We start from the raw sequence: 20,199 nt of genomic DNA, 5'->3' as shown, positions 1-20,199 counted from the left end.
ATATCCTTTCAATCACTTGGGTTCAACGGTTCGACCACAACCATACAACAACGTGCCAAGGCCGGCACCCGTGATCGGGTCGTGAAAGAAAAAACCGCACGCGACCGCTGAGCGAAAGGATAGGCGCGCCGATCAGGCGCTGAAGATTTTCATCGAAATCTGCCGGACCGCGTCCGCTGCAAACAGATGAGTAATGCCCTCGGCGTCGGTTTTGCGCTGACTGGGAACGCCATCAACCTTGACGATGCAAGCCTGTTGCACCAACGGTTCACCGGTCATGCTCTCGACCAGACGGAAGATCCGAGGTGTTCTGCGCGGCTGCACGGGGGGATTGTTCAGCAGATCCTGCACTGCCTGCTCAAACACCGCCGCCGCGACCGGCCAATGGCCGAACTCGGCCTGCGACTTCAACAGCAGCCATTCGCCACGCTCGACCTGATCCAGCACCTCGCTGTCCAGATCGATCAGCAGTCCCGCCCGCAAATCATCCAGGCCCTCAAGGGGCTGCCGTTCAAGCAACACCTGACAAACCCTCTCCAAGGCCTGATCCACCGGGTAAACATGCGGCCGGTCGGATTCGCTCAGGTGCCAGTGATGCACCAGCCTCATCCCCGTCCCTCGCCTTGCCACTCGTCAGAGCCCATGGTCCGGCTGATTTCGTGCCGCCAGTAGATTCGCTGGTAGCTGAAATGCACTTTCTCCAGTTGGGTGAAGTGCGCCATGGCGGAATCGAGACAGTTCGGCATCAGCACCTCGGCGCCGACGATCAACGCCCCCTCCAGTTCGATGGTGTAGAAATGCTCCTGCACCCCCTGCGCCGCCGTGCGATACAACTCCACGCGACACTGGCTGAGCAGTTCACCGGAACACAACGCGATCTGAATCAGGGGAGAAGCCTTGTCGATGGCTTTGGTGATGATCAGCGGCTTGTGCATCCGCCGTCCCGCGCCCTGCCCCTTGGGCACGAAAATGCCATGATTCAGCGCCTGAACCATGATTTTGTCCTCGCGCCCGGTCTGATAGACATTGCCCACCGATGGCTCGGTAAAGGCCCCGGCGCTGATCAGCCCTTGCCGGCTGCCGTGGAGGGTCATGAAGGCTGGACTGGGCATGGCGTGGCTCCGTTTTGAGGTTGCGGCGGAGGGAAATGATGGGGTTCTTCAGGGCGCTTTTCGATTCTTTCGAAAGGTATCCAGGGCTCGGCCAGAGAGAGCGTGATCAGATAACGCTCCTGATCGAGATGCCTGGAGTCTCTGAAACGTGCCAGTAGCAGCATCGCCTGATACTTGTCGCCGGCCTGCCAATAAGACTTCCCGGAAAGCACTCCTTGTCTGACGTATGCACGCCACTCAGGGGTATCCGCCATAGTCGGATTGCGCCGCGTCCCCACCGGTCTCCAGCCCTTTGCGCACCACTGTGCCTGCAGGTCGACAACGACCTTCATCGCATCGTCGATGAGCAACGGTTCGATTTGCGGAGACATGCGAATGGTATCGACTAAGTTATCGTCGAAACCCACCGACAAAAATCGCGCCAGCGGAGTCTCGAATCCATATTGCGGGTCGATAATCCGCAGACGCGCATCCGTCTTGGGAATGCCGAGCCAAATGTGACCACGAATCAACGGACTGAAAGGAGCAGTGGAATGCTCCATCATGCTTTCATAGGTTCCACCTATATCGAGAGCGATCACCGGGTCATCCCACAATGGCTGGGTCAACTGCCGGGCAGCGGCGAGCGCCAGTACCACACACAGCGCCAACCACATCCAGGATCGCCATTTGGGCAGAGCAATACGCCAGACCATCAAGCGCCCTCCATGGCAGCGATTTCACCAATGGATTGCGCGAGCGTCGCTGCCTGCCCGTCATTGAGCATCTGATCAAACCGCGCCGCAGCCCGCAGCACGAACTCCATGCGCTGATCGAGATCGGACAAATCCGCCAACGGGTTACTGTCGAAATCGATGGTGCGGCCATCCTCGACACGGCGGCATTGGCTGGTGAGGGTCAGCTCGATGGCCTGAGCGACGCCGGAAGGAAAGCCCGTCACGTAGGAAAAATGGTTGCTACGTAACAGCGCGACCAGATGCCGGTTTTCGTAGATAGTTGGCTGAAGAATGTTCTGTTGCTCGTGCCGTGCCAGATGCTGCACGCTTTCGGCAATATTGCCTGCCTCGATCGCTTCAAAGGCTTTCAGAATTTCTGGGAAGCTCTGCCCAAATTCAAGCGTTTCCCTTTCTACTGGCCAAAGCACCGGCAACCTCGCGTGTCCGTATATGCCTTGCCGATATTCAAGACACTCTTTCAACTCCTCCAAGCCACGCACCGCATAAAACTGATGCAACGGATAAACATCGAGAAACAGCGTGGTATTGCCCAGCGCCATCATCTCGTACACATGTCGGAACTGTTGCTGAACCAGGGACAACTCATCGCCGGAGGCGCGGAAGTCCAGGGACGGCACCGGATTGCGTGCCCGCGCGGCGTCGTAGTCAGTCAGCGCCGCGGCCTGTTCCGGGATTTTTTCTGCGGTCAGCAGGCCGTGCTCGCTGCGTCCCTTCCGTAACCGCTGCCGCGCCTCCTGCTCGTCCCGGATTCGCTCGATACTGTCGGCCGCATGCAGCAATCCACAGCCCACCTGCTTGGAAGCAAATGCAGCAAGGCCCGCCCACTGGAAGCGCGGGTCGTGTTGCCACAAACGGGCATAGGCGGCGTTGATTGCCCGGTTGCGAGCGATGGGATCGGCGATCAAGACGCCGTTGGGGGCGACGATTTTCTCGGCCGCTTGCTGGTAGGCGCGCCACAGGCACTGACACGTCAGCACCGGCACCTCGGTCACCAGCACCCGCTCGCCGTACAGCGACTCTTCCTTGCACTCGCAGTCGGCCACGGCCCGGGTGTTGTGGTTCAGAAGTTGTTCATCAGTGGTGTGCTGGTTGAAACACTGGCTCATGTCGGCAGGGCAACGTCTAAGGGAATCCCTTAACCCTACCCGCCGAAAATCATTGTGAAAGGGGTTGAAGAAAAATCAGAAACGGCTGAAGGACTAGGCTTTGCCAGACATGGGACACGTCGCCAGAAACCGCAGGAAACCTCCTTGAATGCCCGGCGAACGGCGATTAAACGGGCGACGAGCAAAAAACAAAACCACCCGGTCAGAAACTGAATCGTGAAGCACTGCAGATTATTGACGCATGACACTCATATAAGCGGAAAGTGGTGCTAGCATAGAGCCACCAGTCGATCTCAGCATGCACCCTAACTAGTAGTCAGGATATGACCGAGCCAGAAGACCCCAGCCGTGAGCGCCTCAAGCACCACTTTGCCCAGCGGGTAATTCATCAGGCACGTCAGATTCTTGAGATATGGCAGCGCCTGCAACGCAGCGAGTGGTCCACGGCCGACCTCGCCGAATTGAGCGAGGCCAATCTGCGCCTGCTGCGTTTTGCCGAGCGCTTCCAGCAACCCGAGCACACGCAACTGGCCCATCACATCAGCCAGTCGCTGGATGCCGTCGATGCCAATCGCGGGCGCCTGAGCAGCGGTCTGATCACCGACCTCAATCGCTTGATGCAGCGCCTGTCGCGCACCGGTCTGCGTCATGGTGATCAGCTCGACCAGACACTCCTGCCGCCACTGCGCAAACCCATCTATATATTGCTGCAGGATCACGACCGCGCCGAGCGCCTGGCCAAGCAGCTGGAGTTCTTCGGACTGTCCGCGCAGGCGCTGGACAGTGTGTCGGCATTTCGCTCCTCGATGGTCGAGCGCTTGCCGGCGGCGATTGTCATGGACGTCGACTTCAGCGGCCCCGGGGTCGGTCTGCAACTGGCCGCCGAAGCGCAAGTCGGCCTGGAAGAACGCTTGCCGCTGCTGTTCTTCAGTCTGCACGAAACCGATACCCCGACCCGTCTCGCGGCGGTCCGCGCCGGCGGCCAGGAATTTCTCACCGGTACTCTCGAAGCGTCGAGCCTGCTGGAGAAAATCGAAGTCCTGACCTGCGTCGCCCAGTACGAACCTTATAAAGTGCTGATCATTGACGACTCCCGCGCCCAGGCCTTGCACACCGAGCGCCTGCTCAACAGCGCCGGCATCGTCACCCGCACGCTGATCGAGCCGATCCAGGCGATGGCCGAACTGGCGGACTTCCAGCCGGATCTGATCATCCTCGACATGTACATGCCGGCCTGCACCGGTACCGAGCTGGCCAAAGTCATTCGCCACAACGACCGCTACGTCAGCGTGCCGATCATCTATTTGTCCGCCGAGGACGATCTGGACAAGCAGCTCGACGCCATGAGCGAGGGTGGCGACGACTTCCTGACCAAGCCGATCAAGCCTCGGCACCTGATCACCACCGTGCGCAACCGCGCCGCCCGTGCACGCAACCTGAAGGCGCGGATGGTCCGCGACAGCCTCACCGGCCTGTACAACCACACGCATATCCTGCAATTGCTCGAAGACTGCTCGTTCCGCGCCCGCCGCGAGAGCAAGCCGCTGAGCTTCGCCATGCTCGACATCGACCACTTCAAACGGGTCAACGACAGCCATGGCCACCCGATGGGCGACCGGGTGATCAAAAGCCTGGCGCTGTTCCTCAAGCAGCGCCTGCGCAAGACCGACTTCATCGGTCGTTACGGCGGCGAAGAATTCGCCATCGTCATGCCCGACACCGATATAGAAGCCGCGCACAAAGTGCTCGACGAGATCCGTCAGCGCTTCGCCGAAATCCACTACCCGGCGCAGCCGCACGATTTGTGGTGCACCTTCAGCGCCGGCGTGGTGGAAATGCGTGAGGACGCCGACAGCCTGATGATGGCCAGCCAGGCCGACGAAGCGCTTTACCGCGCCAAGGCCGCCGGACGTAACCGGGTGCAGACTGCGCGCGACTCAAAGCAAAGTGCCACTTTTTCATCGGAATCCACCGATTCGGTCATAACCCTGTAATAGAACCGCAATAAATTCAGGCGCTTACCATTTCTGCCGTTGGTAGCCGTCATGCGCCTGAAGTTGCTCACCAATCTCAACACTCTGCTGCTGGTCGCCGTCTGCGTCGCCCTCGGCGCGACGCTGTGGTGGTCGCAAAAAGCCCTGGAGCGCCCCTACCTGTTGATGGAGCGTTACCTGGGTCTGTCGCAGCAATTTCAGAATGACGTGGCGTGCAACGTCGAGGATTACCTCGGCAGCGGCGACGCCCTGCGCCTGAGCAGCGCCAGCCAGGGCATCGACGGTTTGCAGAAACAACTCGGCGAACTGCCGCCGGCGCTGGCCGAGACCCTGCGCCCAAGCCTGTCGAGCCTCGAAGCGTTCAGCAAGACCGACCTGCTGGCCGCCGGCAAACTGGCCGGTGATCCGCAAGCGCTGCTGTTGCAGGCCGAACGCGAACTGGGCGCCAGTCTCGACCAGCTGAATACCTACGCCAACGGCAACGCGGCCTACCTGACGCCGCTGCTTGCCGCCTCTCAGCATCTGGGCAAGCTGTCGCTGGCCCGCGACAAACTGGTCAGCAGCGGCCGCAGCGAACTGGCCGCCGATGTCGAGCGTGAAGTCGCCAGTATCCGCACCCAGGCCCAGGCTATCGACGCCCTGCCGCTGCTCGGCGTGGTCGCCAGGAACGAATCCGGCAGCGATGATTTCGCCGCGATGATGGGCATCGAAAGCACTGAAAAAGCCGCCGCCGAAGACGCTGGTGTCGGCCTCAAGCGCGAACTCAACAGCCTGCTGGGGCGCTACCCGGCGGAGCTGGAGCGCACCCGCGAACTGATCCAGAAGCGCACCGACCTGAGCACCGCCACCCACCTGAAGATTGCCGCCGTGCAGCAAGCCATCGCCGGACTCGAACCGGTGGTGCGTGCGCAGCATGGGCAGATCCAGGGTGAAGTGCGGCTGATGCAAGGCGTGATGATCGGCCTGATTCTGTTGATTGCGCTGCTGATTGACACACTGCAGCGGCGCCTCGCCCGCACCTTGACCAACCTCGCCCCGGCGCTGTCGACCTGGGCCGAAGGTGATTTCAGTGGCGACATTCAACTGGGCAAGACCAACCGCGAACTGCATGACATCGAAGCCTCGCTCAATCGTCTGCGCGCGTATCTGGTGGATCTGGTCGGGACGATTCGCGGCAATGCCGAACAAGTCGCCGGCAGCAGTCGCACCTTGGCCGAACTCAGTAATGACTTGCATAGCGGAGCCGAGCATCAGGCCGGCGACACCGCGCTGATCCGCGATTCGCTGGGCGAACTGGAGGCAACCATTCAGCAAGTGGCTGGCGACGCGCGTCAGGCGGCAGATGCCAGCCGCCATGCCGGCCTTGCCGTCGAGCATGGGCAAAGCGTGATCGGCCAGAGCCTCACCGGGTTGCACGCATTGGTCGGCGAAGTGCAAGGCAACGCGCAGATGATCGAGCATCTGGCCGAAGAGTCGGCGACCATCGGCGGCGTGCTGACGGTGATCCGTTCGATCGCCGATCAGACCAACCTGCTGGCGCTCAACGCAGCGATTGAAGCAGCGCGGGCCGGGGAAATGGGCCGTGGTTTTGCGGTGGTCGCCGAGGAAGTGCGCTCACTGGCGCAACGCACCGCGGGTGCCACGGCGGAAATCCAGACCCTGATCGCCGGCCTGCAAACTGCCGCGCGACAATCGGTCGAAGGCATGCGCGCGCAGGTCGAACATGCCGAGGCCACCGCTAATCAGGCCCAGGCGGCGGACGGCGCGCTGGATAAGATCGTCGGCGCGATCCAGACCATTTCCCACACGGCGATCCGCATCGCCGACATCACCGCGCAACAGAGTGGCGCGGTCAGCGAGATTCGCGATCACAGCGAGCGAATCCACCAGTTGGGCGGCGACAACCTGCTGCGTATCGGCGCAGGTCGGGAACAGGGGGAGAATCTGCTGGTATTGGGCGGGCAACTGCATACGGCCGTACAAGCCTTCCGCGTCTGACATGCCCTTGTTGGAGCTGCCGAAGGCTGCGATCTTTTGATTTTTAAAAGCAAGATCAAAAGATCGCAGCCTGCGGCAGCTCCTACAGGGCAACATGAATGACCGGATCAGATCACTCAGTCACAAATTTTGCGCCATAATCGGTCATCGTGCTGGCTATTGCAGAGAACTGGACAGTCACAAAGCCTTTGCGGCATAGTCGCCGGGTTCTGACGACTGCTCATTCATAACAAGGAACATGCAGATGGCAACGCTACTGGTGCTGCACGGCCCCAACCTGAACCTGCTCGGCACCCGCGAACCGGGGACCTATGGGTCGACGACCCTGGCGCAGATCAATCAGGACCTGGAGCAGCGCGCCCGTGAAGCCGGCCATCATCTGCTGCACCTGCAAAGCAATGCCGAGTACGAATTGATCGACCGCATCCACGCCGCCCGCGGCGAAGGGGTCGACTTCATTCTGATCAATCCAGCAGCTTTTACGCACACAAGTGTCGCATTACGTGACGCGCTGCTGGGAGTGAGCATCCCATTCATCGAAGTGCATTTGTCCAACGTGCACAAACGCGAACCTTTCCGCCATCACTCTTACTTCTCCGACGTAGCGGTGGGAGTGATCTGCGGCCTTGGCGCCAGCGGTTACCGACTGGCCCTGGAGGCTGCACTAGAGCAGCTTGAACAACAAGCTATACGCCCCTGACCGACCCTTGGGAGTTGATGATTCATGGATATCCGTAAAGTTAAGAAACTGATCGAATTGCTGGAAGAGTCCGGTATCGACGAGCTCGAGATCAAGGAAGGCGAAGAGTCCGTTCGCATCAGCCGTAACAGCAAGACCCCGGCTCAGCAGTACTACGCGCCGGCTCCGATGCCAGCTCCGGCTGCTGCTCCTGCCGCTGCCGCTGCCGCTCCGGTGGCTGCTGCAGCCCCGGCCGCTCCTGCTGCCCCTGCGCTGAACGGCACCGTGGCCCGCTCGCCAATGGTAGGCACCTTCTACCGCAAGTCTTCGCCAACCTCGCCAGCCTTCGTTGAAGTCGGCCAGACCGTGAAGAAAGGCGACACCCTGTGCATCGTCGAAGCCATGAAGATGATGAACCACATCGAAGCTGAAACCAGCGGTGTGATCGAATCCATCCTCGTCGAAGACGGCCAGCCGGTTGAGTACGACCAACCGCTGTTCACCATCGTTTGAACTGCGGAGAGCCTTTGATGACTGCGAAGTTGGAAAAAGTTCTGATCGCTAACCGCGGTGAGATCGCCCTGCGGATTCTGCGTGCCTGCAAAGAGATGGGCATCAAGACCGTCGCCGTTTACTCCAAGGCCGACAAAGAGCTGATGCACCTGGGTCTGGCAGACGAATCCGTCTGCATCGGCCCGGCTTCTGCCGCTCAGTCCTACCTGCACATTCCGGCCATCATCGCTGCCGCTGAAGTGACTGGCGCCACCGCCATTCACCCAGGCTACGGTTTCCTCGCGGAAAACGCCGATTTCGCCGAGCAGGTCGAGAACTCCGGTTTCGCTTTCATCGGCCCGAAAGCCGACACCATTCGCCTGATGGGCGACAAGGTATCGGCCAAGCACGCGATGATCGAAGCCGGCGTGCCAACCGTTCCAGGTTCTGACGGCCCACTGCCGGAAGACGAAGAAACGGCGCTGCGCATCGGTCGTGAAGTCGGCTACCCGGTGATCATCAAGGCCGCTGGCGGCGGCGGTGGTCGCGGCATGCGCGTGGTGCACAAGGAAGAAGACCTGATCGCCTCGGCGAAACTGACCCGCTCCGAAGCAGGTGCGGCGTTCGGCAACCCGATGGTCTATCTGGAAAAATTCCTGACCAACCCGCGTCACGTCGAAGTCCAGGTGCTGTCCGACGGCCAAGGCAACGCCATCCATCTGGGCGACCGCGATTGCTCGTTGCAACGTCGTCACCAGAAGGTCCTCGAAGAAGCGCCGGCACCGGGCATCGACGAGCAGGCGCGTCAGGAAGTTCTGGCTCGCTGCGTCAAGGCGTGCGTCGACATCGGCTACCGTGGTGCCGGCACCTTCGAGTTCCTGTACGAGAACGGCCGTTTCTACTTCATCGAAATGAACACCCGTGTTCAGGTGGAGCACCCGGTTTCGGAAATGGTCACCGGGATCGACATCGTCAAGGAGATGCTCAGCATCGCCGCTGGCAACAAGCTGTCGTTCACCCAGGACGACGTGGTCATCCGCGGTCACTCGCTGGAATGCCGGATCAACGCTGAAGACCCGAAAACCTTCATGCCGAGCCCGGGCACGGTCAAGCATTTCCACGCCCCAGGCGGCAACGGCGTTCGCGTCGATTCGCACCTGTACAGCGGTTATGCGGTTCCGCCGAACTACGACTCGCTGATCGGCAAGCTGATCACTTACGGCGCCACCCGCGACGAAGCCATGGCCCGCATGCGCAATGCCCTGGACGAAATCGTGGTGGACGGGATCAAGACCAACATCCCGCTGCACCGTGATCTGACCCGCGACGAAGGCTTCTGCAAAGGGGGCGTGAACATTCACTACCTCGAGCACAAGCTGGCTGGCGACAAGCACTAAGCTTCAGCCCGCACCAGACAAAGCCGCCTTCGGGCGGCTTTGTTGTTTCAGAACATTGCTCATACCCACTGTGGGAGCGGGCTTGCTCGCGAAAGCGATACATCAGACAGGTAGTTTGTGCCTGACACAGCGCTTTCGCGAGCAAGCCCGCTCCCACCGGGTGCAATGCATCTCCCACAAACCCAACGCGCTCGCGTAAACTTGCGCGCTTCTCGCTGGCCGCTAGGCTGCAATCATATTTTTTCAAAGGTGCCCGCCATGCCTTGGCTGCAAGTACGTCTGGCCATCAGCCCGGAACAAGCCGAAACCTACGAAGACGCGTTCCTTGAAGTCGGCGCCGTTTCGGTGACCTTCATGGACGCCGAAGATCAGCCGATCTTCGAGCCGGAACTCAACACCACCCCGCTGTGGGCGCACACGCACCTGCTGGCCCTGTTCGAAGGCGGCACCGAGCCTGCGCCGGTGCTGGCGCATCTGGAACTGCTGACCGGCAGCCCGCTGCCCGAGCATCACAGCGAAGTCATCGAAGACCAGGACTGGGAACGCAGCTGGATGGACGGTTTCCAGCCGATGCGTTTCGGCCAGCGCCTGTGGATCGTGCCGAGCTGGCACGCGGCGCCCGAGCCTGACGCAGTCAATCTGCTGCTGGATCCGGGCCTGGCGTTCGGCACCGGCACGCATCCGACCACCGCCCTGTGCCTGGAATGGCTCGACGGTCAGGACCTGAAAGACTGCAACGTGCTGGATTTCGGCTGCGGCTCGGGGATTCTGGCGATTGCCGCCCTGCTGCTCGGCGCCAAAGAGGCCGTCGGCACCGACATCGACGTGCAGGCGCTGGAAGCCTCGCGCGACAACGCCGGGCGCAACAACATTGCCGACGAGCTGTTCCCGCTGTACCTGCCGGAAGATCTGCCGCAGGTGCAAGCCGACGTGCTAGTGGCCAACATTCTCGCCGGCCCGCTGGTCTCGCTGGCGCCGCAACTCTCTGGTCTGGTCAAGTCCGGCGGGCGTCTGGCGCTGTCCGGCATTCTCGCCGAACAGGGCGAAGAAGTGGCTGCGGCCTACGCGCAGGATTTCGATCTGGACCCGATTGCCAATCGCGATGGCTGGGTGCGTATCACCGGCCGTCGGCGCTAGAATGACCGCCTGCATAAACCGGATCGCCGCATGACCGACAGTTTCGTCACCCAGTGCCCGCATTGCCAAACCAGCTTTCGCGTCAGCCATGCTCAGTTGAGCGTGGCCCGCGGGGTGGTTCGCTGTGGCTCCTGCCTGCAGGTGTTCAACGCGGCCAAACAGCTGCTGGAACAACACGCGGGCAAGGAAGCGCTGACGCCGGTTGCGCCACCGATTGCCGAGCAGGCAACGCCACAACCTGAACCAGCCCCGCCACCGGCCATCGACGAACCGCCCGCGCCGCGCCCCATCAGCCAAAAGCAGTGGAACGCCAGCGCAATGGATCTGGACAGCCTGGATCTGGACGAAGAACTGGCGCGCCTCGAACAACGGGAAATCCAGCCGACCACCGAATTCGGGCGTCAGCGCGAAGAATCCCTGAGCGCCCGCCGTGACAGCACTGAAGCCGATGAACCGGTGTGGCGCGACAGCTTGTTCAGCGCCCGCGACGACCTGCCCGAGTCCGAAGCTGAAGTCGAGCCAGAGGCCGTCGAACCGGAGCCGGTAAAAGCCGCGCGCACCGAGCCTTCGTTGTCGCTGGAGCCGGTAGACCTCGACGACGAACCGTCGATTCCGCAATTGCGCCTGCACGATCCGATCGATCCGAATGCCCGCCGCGAGCGCCTGTCGGCCAGCGTCGAAGCAGATGACGACGATTTGCCCTCGGTCGAACCGCTGCGCAACAAGCGCGAGCGCGCAGAACCCGGCGTGCGCGCCGAAGTCCTGCAGGACCTGACCGACGACCCGCTGCAGCTGGACTGGCAAAAACGCCGCTCGCCCTGGGGCCGGCGCCTGCTCTGGGGTTTGCTGGTGCTGCTGGCGGCCGCCGGTCTTGCCGGGCAGTACCTCGCCTATCATTTCGACGAATTGGCGCGCCAGGATCAGTATCGCCCGTGGTTCCAGCAATTCTGCCCGCAGATCGGCTGCACGGTGCCGTCCAAGGTCGATATCGCGAGGATCAAGAGCAGCAATCTGGTGGTGCGCAGCCATCCGGAGTTCAGCGGTGCGCTGGTGGTGGATGCGATCATTTATAACCGCGCAACATTTTCCCAGCCGTTCCCGCTACTGGAGCTACGCTTCGCTGACCTCAACGGTCATCTGATCGCCAGTCGTCGCTTCAAACCTGGCGAATACCTCAACGGCGATCTCGAAGGCATGGCGGAAATGCCGCCGCAGACGCCGATTCACATCGCGCTGGATATTCTCGATCCAGGCCCCAAAGCGGTGAATTACAGCCTGAGTTTCCACTCACCCGAGTGAATCGCGTCATCGCTTCAGGTTTGACGGCAATTTTCTGACTTCGTCCACGGCAACCAAACCGCTGGTAATAACAGAATAACTGTTCAGATTTTGTTCAATTCAGCCTTTATCCAGTCATCGAGAGCGGGTATCATGCCCACCCTTTTTCGAAGTCTCATGATCCGGCCCCACTTCAGGGAAGTCCTATGTCGGCGGTACGCATCGGCCCATATACATTACAGAACGGTTTGATTCTCGCCCCGATGGCGGGCGTCACCGATCAGCCCTTTCGTCAGCTGTGCAAGCGTTTGGGCGCAGGGCTTGTAGTCTCGGAAATGGTCACCAGTGACATGAGCCTGTGGAACACCCGCAAGTCGCGCATGCGCATGATCCACGAAGGCGATCCCGAGCCACGCTCGGTGCAGATTGCCGGTGGCGATGCGCAGATGCTGGCGGATGCGGCCCGGGCCAACGTCGAACTGGGCGCACAGATTATTGATATCAACATGGGTTGCCCGGCGAAGAAGGTCTGCAACAAGGCCGCCGGCTCCGCGTTATTGAAAGATGAAGCACTGGTTACCGAGATCCTGCAGGCCGTCGTCGCTGCAGTGGATGTGCCGGTGACCCTGAAGATCCGCACTGGCTGGGATCGCGACAACAAGAATGGCCTGACCGTGGCGAAGATCGCCGAACAGGCCGGGATCGCCGCGCTGGCCGTGCATGGCCGCACCCGCGCCGATCTGTACACCGGTGAAGCCGAGTACGACACGATTGCCGCGATCAAGCAGGCCGTATCGATGCCGGTGTTTGCCAATGGCGATATCGATTCGCCGGAAAAGGCCCGTTACGTGCTCGACGCGACCGGTGCCGATGGCCTGCTGATAGGCCGGGCTGCCCAGGGGCGGCCATGGATTTTTCGTGAGATCGAACACTTCCTGCGTACCGGCGAGAAATTGCCGGCGCTGGAGCTGACCGAAGTGGAACGCATCCTGCTGGAGCATCTGGCCGCACTTCACGCCTTCTATGGGGATGTGATGGGCGTGCGCATTGCCCGCAAGCATGTGGGCTGGTATCTCGCAACCTTGCCGGGCGCCAGGGAATTTCGCGCCCATTTCAATCGTTTGGATGGTACGGAAACACAATGCGCCAACGTTCGGGAGTTTTTCGCCGAGCGTTACAAGAGCCTGACAGGGGACGAAGAAGGGGTGGCCGCATGACGATGATGACCGAGACTTTAGTGAGTGGAACCGCACCCGTGAGCGACAACGTGAATTTGAAACAGCACCTCAACACCCCGAGCGAAGAAGGTCAGACCCTTCGCGGGAGTGTCGAGAAGGCGCTGCACAATTATTTCGCCCACCTTGAGGGCGCGTCCGTCACGGATGTGTACAACCTGGTGCTCTCCGAAGTCGAGGCTCCCCTGCTCGAAAGCGTGATGAACTACGTCAAGGGCAACCAGACCAAGGCCAGCGAGCTGCTCGGACTCAACCGGGGCACGCTGCGCAAGAAACTCAAGCAGTACGATCTGCTGTAAGCATTCAATCAAACCAGAAAGGCGCCCGCGTAAAACCGGTCGCCTTTTTTGCTGACTTCCTTTGCTTTTGATGGAAATTGAGATGACCGACCAGACTACCCGCCTGCCGATCCGCCGCGCCTTGATCAGCGTTTCCGACAAGACCGGGATCCTCGAATTCGCCAGGGAGCTCGAAGCTCTGGGCGTCGAGATCCTCTCCACCGGCGGGACGTTCAAGCTGCTGCAGGACAATGGCGTAGCCGCAGTGGAAGTCGCGGATTACACCGGTTTCGCAGAGATGATGGACGGTCGGGTGAAAACCCTGCACCCGAAAATCCACGGCGGGATCCTCGGTCGTCGCGGTATCGACGACGCGATCATGAACGAGCACGGCATCAAGCCGATCGACCTGGTTGCGGTCAACCTCTACCCGTTCGAAGCCACCATCAACAAGCCGGGTTGCGACCTGCCGACCGCGATCGAAAACATCGACATCGGCGGCCCGACCATGGTCCGTTCGGCAGCGAAAAACCATAAAGACGTGGCGATCGTGGTGAATGCCAGCGATTACGCCAATGTTCTGCAAAACCTCAAGGCCGGCGGCCTGACCTACGCTCAGCGTTTCGACCTGATGCTCAAGGCTTTCGAACACACCGCCGCCTACGACGGCATGATCGCCAACTACATGGGCACCGTGAATCAGGCTGCTGACACCCTCAGTACCGAAGGTCGCAGCGAATTCCCGCGCACCTTTAACAGCCAGTTCATCAAGGCTCAGGAAATGCGCTACGGCGAGAACCCGCACCAGAGCGCGGCGTTCTACGTGGAAGCCAAGCCTGCCGAAGTCGGCATCGCCACCGCGACCCAACTGCAAGGCAAGGAGCTTTCGTACAACAACGTGGCCGACACCGACGCCGCGCTGGAATGCGTGAAGAGCTTCGTCAAGCCAGCCTGCGTGATCGTCAAGCACGCCAACCCGTGCGGCGTGGCGGTCAGCCCGGACGCCGAAGGCGGCATCCGTCAGGCCTACGAACTGGCCTACGCCACCGACACCGAGTCGGCGTTCGGCGGCATTATCGCCTTCAACCGTGAACTGGATGCCGAGACCGCCAAGGCGATCGTTGAGCGTCAGTTCGTGGAAGTGATCATCGCCCCGAGCGTCAGCGCAGAAGCCCGCGCCATCGTCGCGGCCAAAGCCAACGTGCGTCTGCTGGCGTGCGGCGAGTGGTCGGCCGAGCGCGCTGCCGCTTGGGACTACAAGCGCGTCAACGGTGGCCTGCTGGTGCAGAGCCGCGACATCGGCATGATCAGCGCCGACGACCTGAAAGTGGTGACCAAGCGCGCCCCGACCGAACAGGAAATCCACGACCTGATCTTCGCCTGGAAAGTCGCCAAGTACGTCAAATCCAACGCCATCGTCTACGCCAAGAACCGTCAGACCATCGGCGTCGGCGCCGGCCAGATGAGCCGCGTCAACTCGGCGCGTATCGCCGCGATCAAGGCTGAGCACGCTGGTCTGCAAGTGGCCGGTTCGGTGATGGCATCGGACGCGTTCTTCCCGTTCCGCGACGGTCTGGACAATGCGGCCAAGGTCGGCATCACCGCAGTGATCCAGCCGGGCGGTTCGATGCGTGATGCTGAGGTGATTGCTGCTGCCGACGAAGCTGGCATCGCCATGGTATTCACCGGCATGCGTCATTTCCGTCACTGATTCAACTCGATCCAAATGTGGGAGCGGGCTTGCTCGCGAATGCAATCTGTCAGTCACAGCTGTTTGCCTGACACACCGCTTTCGCGAGCAAGCCCGCTCCCACATAAAGCGCTCCAGCAGCGACTGACAGATTTTTGAGGTTTTTGAAATGAATGTTTTGATCATTGGCAGCGGTGGCCGTGAACACGCTCTGGCCTGGAAAGTGGCTCAGGATCCGCGTGTGCAGAAGGTTTTCGTCGCGCCGGGCAACGCCGGCACCGCGATTGAAGCCAAGTGCGAAAACGTCGCCATCGACGTACTGGCCCTTGAGCAACTGGCCGACTTCGCCGAGAACAACGTGTCCCTGACCATCGTTGGTCCGGAAGTGCCGCTGGTGGCGGGTGTGGTCGATCTGTTCCGCTCCCGCGGCCTGGACTGCTTCGGTCCGACCGCTGGCGCTGCGCAGCTGGAAGGTTCGAAAGCCTTCACCAAGGACTTCCTGGCACGCCACAAGATCCCGACCGCCGACTACCAGAACTTCACCGAGATCGAGCCGGCCCTGGCGTATCTGCGTGAAAAAGGCGCGCCAATCGTGATCAAGGCCGATGGCCTGGCCGCCGGTAAAGGCGTGATCGTCGCCATGACCCTGGCCGAAGCGGAAGACGCCGTGCGCGACATGCTCGCCGGCAACGCGTTCGGCGACGCCGGTTCACGCGTCGTCATCGAAGAATTCCTCGATGGCGAAGAAGCCTCGTTCATCGTCATGGTCGACGGCAAAAACGTCCTGCCGATGGCCACCAGTCAGGACCACAAACGCGTCGGCGACGGCGACAGCGGCCCGAACACCGGCGGCATGGGGGCTTACTCCCCTGCCCCAGTGGTCACCGCCGAGGTGCACCAGCGCGTAATGGATCTGGTGATCTGGCCGACCGTGCGTGGCATGGCCGAGGAAGGCAATGTCTACACCGGTTTCCTGTATGCCGGTCTGATGATCGACAAGGCCGGCAATCCGAAAGTCATCGAGTTCAACTGCCGCTTCGGCGACCCGGAAACCCAACCAGTGATGCTGCGTCTGCAGTCGAGCCTGGTGTTGCTGGTCGAAGCCGCCCTCGCGCAAGCGCTGGACAAGGTTGAAGCGCAGTGGGATCCACGCCCGAGCGTCGGCATCGTTTTGGCCGCTGGCGGCTACCCTGGCGACTACGCCAAGGGCGCAGCAATCAACGGTCTGGACGCAGCCGCCGGTCTGGAAGGCAAAGTCTTCCACGCCGGTACCGCGCTCAAGGATGGCAACGTGGTGACTGCCGGTGGTCGCGTACTGTGCGCCACCGCCATGGGCGCCAGCGTCAGCGAAGCCCAGCAGCAAGCGTACAAGCTGGCCGCCGCCATCGACTGGGAAGGCTGCTTCTACCGCAAGGACATTGGCTACCGCGCCATTGCCCGTGAACGTGGCGAAACCCAGGAATAAGCTGTCCTTCAAGTCCGGCGCGGGATGCAGTCCCTCGCCGGGCTGTTCCGCCGCCGCGCATCGTTATATTCTGGCATCAACCTACGAAGGGATTTCGCCGTGCGCTGGCTCAGGATTGCCATAAGTTTCACCGTCACGCTGTTGACCTTGCTCTGCATGCTCCCGGCCCAGGCCGCGCAAGGCAGTGGCTGGGCGGTATTGCTTGACGATCAGGGCAATCTGCAACTGAGTGACATCCGCTCGGCGCGTTACACCAATCAATTCAGCCCGATCGAACTCGACCGCCTCACGGCCGCCGAGCCCGATGGCGCACTCTGGCTGCGCTTCAAACTGGCACCGGGCAAGCACGAACAAGTGCTGCGGATCTTCGCCCCCGACCTGTCCAGCCTCAACCTTTATGTGCTGGACGGCGACAAGCTGATCGAGCAACGCAACTCCGGCACTCACCAGCCGCAAGTCGAACGGCCACTGCCCAGCAGCGATTTCCTGCTGCCGCTGCCGCTCAGCGACAAGTCCCTCGACGTTTATCTGCGGATGGTGTCCGACCATCAGTTGCGCCCGCACATCACCCTGCAATCGGCGGTGATGAGTGCCGCCAACCAGAACCAGACGCTGATCTTCGGCCTGCTGTTCGGCTGCCTCGGCATGTTGCTGCTGCACAACATCGTGCGCTACGCCTACTCACGCTCGCGCAGCAGTCTGTGGCTGGCGATCTGCGAAGCCTTGCTGGGCCTGAGTCTGTTGCTGTTGCTCAACCTCGCCGGCCCGTGGCTGCCGAACTGGCACGCAATCCAGACCCCGGGCGCCTATCTGGCGCTGTTGCTGACCGCCCCCGCCGGGCTGATGTTCGCCCTGCGCTTCTTCGCCCCGCTCGGCCCACACCCGCTGAACAAACTGTTGCTCGGCGACATTCTGTTCATCGTGATCTGCAGCCTGCTGCTGTTGTTCGTCAATACGCTGCCGCTGAACATCATCACTTACGCGCTGGTGGCTCTTGCCGGTCTGAGCATGCTGCTGGTCGGTTCCTACCACTGGCAGAAAGGTTATCGCCCGGCACGCCTGTTCGTAGCCGGGATGGTGGTGTTCAACATCGGTACGCTGATCATCCTGCCGGCCTTGCTCGGGCTGACCCTGGTGGCACCGCAAGGCCTGATCATGACCCTGATGGGCTTCATCTGCGTCAGCGGTCTGCTGATGAGCATTGCCCTCGGCGAGCGCCAGCGCAGCATCACCGAAAGCCGTTTCAGCATCAGCCGCGACCTCGCTGCCAGCAATGCCGAGATCAATGCCAAGGCCGAATTTCTCGCCAAGATCAGCCACGAGATCCGCACCCCGATGAACGGCGTGCTGGGCATGACCGAGCTGCTGCTGGGCACGCCGTTGTCGGTCAAGCAGCGTGACTACGTGCAGACCATCCACAGTGCCGGCAACGAACTGCTGACGCTGATCAACGAGATCCTCGACATCTCCAAGCTCGAATCCGGGCAGATCGAACTGGACGACGTGCAGTTCGACCTCAACGCTCTGATCGACGATTGCCTGAGCATCTACCGGGCCAAGGCCGAGCAGCAGAACGTCGAGCTGATCAGCTTCATTCAGCCGCAAGTGCCGCGGGTCATCAGCGGTGACCCGACGCGTCTGCGCCAGACCCTGCTGAGCCTGCTGGAAAACGCCCTGAAGAAAACCGACGAAGGCGAAGTGCTGATCGTCGTTGCCCTCGACGAACGCAGCGACAAACCGCGCCTGCGCATCGCCGTGCAGGACAGCGGCCAGCCGATGGAAGCGGAGGAGCGCGATGCGCTGCTGCACGCCGAACTGCACAGCAAGCATTTCCTCTCGGCCAATCGCTTGGGCGGTAACCTCGGACTGGTCATCGCCCGGCAACTGATCCGCCTGATGCATGGCGAGTTCGGGATCAAGAGTGGCGCCAGCCAGGGCAGCACCTTGTGGCTGACCCTGCCGCTGGACCCCGACCGTCTCGAACACCCGACTTCCGACCTCGACGGCCCGTTGCAGGGTGCGCGGGTACTGGTGGTGGACGACAACGACACCTGCCGCAAGGTGCTGGTGCAGCAATGCAGCGCCTGGGGCCTGAATGTCAGCGCCGTGCCATCGGGCAAGGAGGCGCTGGCACTGCTGCGTACCAAGGCGCATTTGCGTGACTACTTCGATGTGGTGCTGCTGGACCAGAACATGCCCGGCATGACCGGCATGCAACTGGCAGCCAAGATCAAGGAAGACCCGAGTCTGAACCACGACATCCTGCTGATCATGCTCACCGGCATCAGCAACGCGCCGAGCAAAATCATCGCGCGCAATTCGGGGATCAAACGGATTCTGGCCAAACCGGTGGCCGGCTATACGCTCAAAACCACGCTTGCCGACGAACTGAATCAGCGCAACAAGGGCCAGGTGGTGTTCCAACCGCAGGTGCTCACGCCGGCCACGGCCGCCAAGGTGCCGAGCGATTTCCGCATCCTTGTCGCCGAAGACAACACGATCTCGACCAAAGTGATTCGCGGCATGCTCGGCAAACTGAACCTGCAGCCGGACACCGCCAGCAATGGCGAAGAAGCCTTGCAGGCGATGAAGGCGCAGCGTTACGACCTGGTGTTGATGGACTGCGAAATGCCGATCCTCGATGGCTTCTCCGCGACGCAACAGTTGCGCGCCTGGGAAGTCAGCAATCAACGCACGCGCACGCCCATCGTCGCGCTTACCGCGCACATCCTTGCAGAGCACAAGGAACGCGCGCGGCAAGCCGGGATGGACGGGCACATGGCCAAACCGGTGGAGCTGTCGCAGTTGCGCGAACTGATCGAGCACTGGGTTGCCCAGCGTGATCAGTACAACCGTAGCGCTTCGATATCCTGAGCAGCGTCATCAAATGCTACAAGCGCAATATGGCTTTCGCGCCGATCCTGAATCTTCGCGTCAATAGCAGCGCGCACAGGGCCATAACGGGTTTCCGACAATTTCGCTTCGGCATGACGCAGGGTAACGTCACCGTCTACCTGCCCCCCCTCATAGCACTGGGAAAACGGATTCGGGCTGAGGATCTGTGCAGTCTTGAACTCGATATAACCACTCGTGAATGATGTCGGTGTACGTGCCACCACCATCAACAAACGCGTGTGGCCTTCGGCAACCGGCTTTTCAACCACGATGTCCGGGATCGTTCTCTGCATGTGCCTACGCAATATTTTCAGCGCGGGCTGATCGCCGGACAGCATCACCAATCGCTTCACGATTGCGGCCATAGAACCGTTCTCGTCCGATCCATGAGCGAGCAGTGAGTCGACAGCCCACGCGCTCATGACTTCGACAGCACCTTGAGGGACCGACCTGTCTTGCCGGCTTTTTACCTGCCTTAACCAATACTGATCCATAAACCGGACATAAGCGCTGTACCAATCGGTTAATGGCGTTTCCTGGATTTTTCGATCGGCAACAAGTTGCGATAGAAGTATCGAGTCAATCAGATCCTTGTATCGTTCCGGCCCCTCATCGGCAGGAATCATGATGACGGCAACGCCAACAACCAACACACGATACTCAGCACTCATTGCAATCTCCCAAAGACGTTAACCGAAAATGAATA

Annotated in this window: 17 protein-coding genes; 12 read left to right on the top strand and 5 right to left on the bottom strand. The window is 61.0% G+C overall.

Translation table 11 applies throughout. The features are described from left to right. Nucleotides 1-132 precede the first annotated feature (132 nt). From ACXR0M_RS20395 to ACXR0M_RS20380, 4 genes are read right to left on the bottom strand one after another with little or no spacing between them, the layout of a single operon-like run. Nucleotides 133-609 carry a hypothetical protein gene (locus tag ACXR0M_RS20395; RefSeq protein ID WP_458833571.1) on the bottom strand — a complete coding sequence of 159 codons (477 nt, stop codon included), beginning with the start codon at nucleotides 607-609 and terminating at the stop codon, nucleotides 133-135. Beyond that, a complete protein-coding gene (locus ACXR0M_RS20390; protein WP_458833570.1) occupies nucleotides 606-1,112 on the bottom strand; it encodes an Hcp family type VI secretion system effector in 507 nt (168 codons plus the stop codon). Before ACXR0M_RS20390 ends, ACXR0M_RS20395 begins: the two co-directional genes overlap by 4 nt. Then, on the bottom strand, nucleotides 1,091-1,807 hold the full coding sequence (locus ACXR0M_RS20385; protein ID WP_458833569.1) for a hypothetical protein: 717 nt from the start codon (nucleotides 1,805-1,807) through the stop codon (nucleotides 1,091-1,093). The genes ACXR0M_RS20390 and ACXR0M_RS20385 overlap by 22 nt, the downstream gene beginning before the upstream one ends. After that, complete coding sequence (locus ACXR0M_RS20380) at nucleotides 1,807-2,955, bottom strand: DUF2515 family protein (RefSeq protein ID WP_458833568.1); 1,149 nt, start codon at nucleotides 2,953-2,955, stop codon at nucleotides 1,807-1,809. The genes ACXR0M_RS20385 and ACXR0M_RS20380 overlap by 1 nt, the downstream gene beginning before the upstream one ends. A gap of 323 nt (nucleotides 2,956-3,278) precedes the next feature. On the opposite strand from ACXR0M_RS20380, the gene gcbA reads away from it, so the two are divergent. The 12 genes from gcbA (at nucleotide 3,279) to ACXR0M_RS20320 (ending at nucleotide 19,472) form a co-directional block, all read left to right on the top strand. Continuing rightward, on the top strand, nucleotides 3,279-4,949 hold the full coding sequence (gcbA, locus tag ACXR0M_RS20375; RefSeq protein WP_458833567.1) for a diguanylate cyclase GcbA: 1,671 nt from the start codon (nucleotides 3,279-3,281) through the stop codon (nucleotides 4,947-4,949). A gap of 51 nt (nucleotides 4,950-5,000) precedes the next feature. Next, nucleotides 5,001-6,947 (top strand): methyl-accepting chemotaxis protein, encoded by a 1,947-nt coding sequence (locus ACXR0M_RS20370; protein ID WP_458833566.1) that lies wholly within the window; start codon nucleotides 5,001-5,003, stop codon nucleotides 6,945-6,947. Nucleotides 6,948-7,191: 244 nt separating this feature from the next. Continuing rightward, the gene (aroQ, locus tag ACXR0M_RS20365; RefSeq protein ID WP_458833565.1) at nucleotides 7,192-7,647 is read left to right on the top strand and encodes a type II 3-dehydroquinate dehydratase; all 456 of its coding nucleotides are present in this window, start codon (nucleotides 7,192-7,194) and stop codon (nucleotides 7,645-7,647) included. Nucleotides 7,648-7,671: 24 nt separating this feature from the next. Next, nucleotides 7,672-8,139, top strand: a complete 468-nt coding sequence (gene accB / locus ACXR0M_RS20360; protein ID WP_458833564.1) for an acetyl-CoA carboxylase biotin carboxyl carrier protein — start codon at nucleotides 7,672-7,674, stop codon at nucleotides 8,137-8,139. A 17-nt stretch (nucleotides 8,140-8,156) separates the two neighbouring features. Next, complete coding sequence (accC, locus tag ACXR0M_RS20355) at nucleotides 8,157-9,515, top strand: acetyl-CoA carboxylase biotin carboxylase subunit (protein WP_458833563.1); 1,359 nt, start codon at nucleotides 8,157-8,159, stop codon at nucleotides 9,513-9,515. Between the two features lie 258 nt (nucleotides 9,516-9,773). Continuing rightward, complete coding sequence (gene prmA, locus ACXR0M_RS20350) at nucleotides 9,774-10,652, top strand: 50S ribosomal protein L11 methyltransferase (RefSeq protein ID WP_458833562.1); 879 nt, start codon at nucleotides 9,774-9,776, stop codon at nucleotides 10,650-10,652. Nucleotides 10,653-10,682: 30 nt separating this feature from the next. Next, a complete protein-coding gene (locus tag ACXR0M_RS20345; protein ID WP_458833561.1) occupies nucleotides 10,683-11,951 on the top strand; it encodes a DUF3426 domain-containing protein in 1,269 nt (422 codons plus the stop codon). Between the two features lie 185 nt (nucleotides 11,952-12,136). Beyond that, on the top strand, nucleotides 12,137-13,147 hold the full coding sequence (gene dusB / locus ACXR0M_RS20340) for a tRNA dihydrouridine synthase DusB (RefSeq protein ID WP_458833560.1): 1,011 nt from the start codon (nucleotides 12,137-12,139) through the stop codon (nucleotides 13,145-13,147). After that, a complete protein-coding gene (gene fis / locus ACXR0M_RS20335) occupies nucleotides 13,144-13,464 on the top strand; it encodes a DNA-binding transcriptional regulator Fis (protein WP_003221275.1) in 321 nt (106 codons plus the stop codon). Before dusB ends, fis begins: the two co-directional genes overlap by 4 nt. A gap of 82 nt (nucleotides 13,465-13,546) precedes the next feature. Continuing rightward, complete coding sequence (gene purH / locus ACXR0M_RS20330; RefSeq protein ID WP_458833559.1) at nucleotides 13,547-15,154, top strand: bifunctional phosphoribosylaminoimidazolecarboxamide formyltransferase/IMP cyclohydrolase; 1,608 nt, start codon at nucleotides 13,547-13,549, stop codon at nucleotides 15,152-15,154. 148 nt (nucleotides 15,155-15,302) lie between these two features. Beyond that, entirely contained in the window at nucleotides 15,303-16,598 is a 1,296-nt protein-coding gene (gene purD / locus ACXR0M_RS20325) for a phosphoribosylamine--glycine ligase (RefSeq protein WP_458833558.1), read from the top strand. Between the two features lie 99 nt (nucleotides 16,599-16,697). Next, nucleotides 16,698-19,472, top strand: a complete 2,775-nt coding sequence (locus ACXR0M_RS20320; RefSeq protein ID WP_458833557.1) for a hybrid sensor histidine kinase/response regulator — start codon at nucleotides 16,698-16,700, stop codon at nucleotides 19,470-19,472. On the opposite strand, the gene ACXR0M_RS20315 is transcribed toward ACXR0M_RS20320, so the two are convergent. Continuing rightward, complete coding sequence (locus ACXR0M_RS20315) at nucleotides 19,442-20,164, bottom strand: hypothetical protein (RefSeq protein WP_458833556.1); 723 nt, start codon at nucleotides 20,162-20,164, stop codon at nucleotides 19,442-19,444. The two genes, ACXR0M_RS20320 and ACXR0M_RS20315, sit on opposite strands and share 31 nt — an antisense overlap. Between the last annotated feature and the right edge of the window lie 35 nt (nucleotides 20,165-20,199).

The organism is Pseudomonas sp. Eth.TT006 (assembly GCF_054456575.1).
The sequence above is the reverse complement of the archived record's forward strand: the minus strand, read 5'-3'. Positions and strand labels throughout refer to the sequence as shown.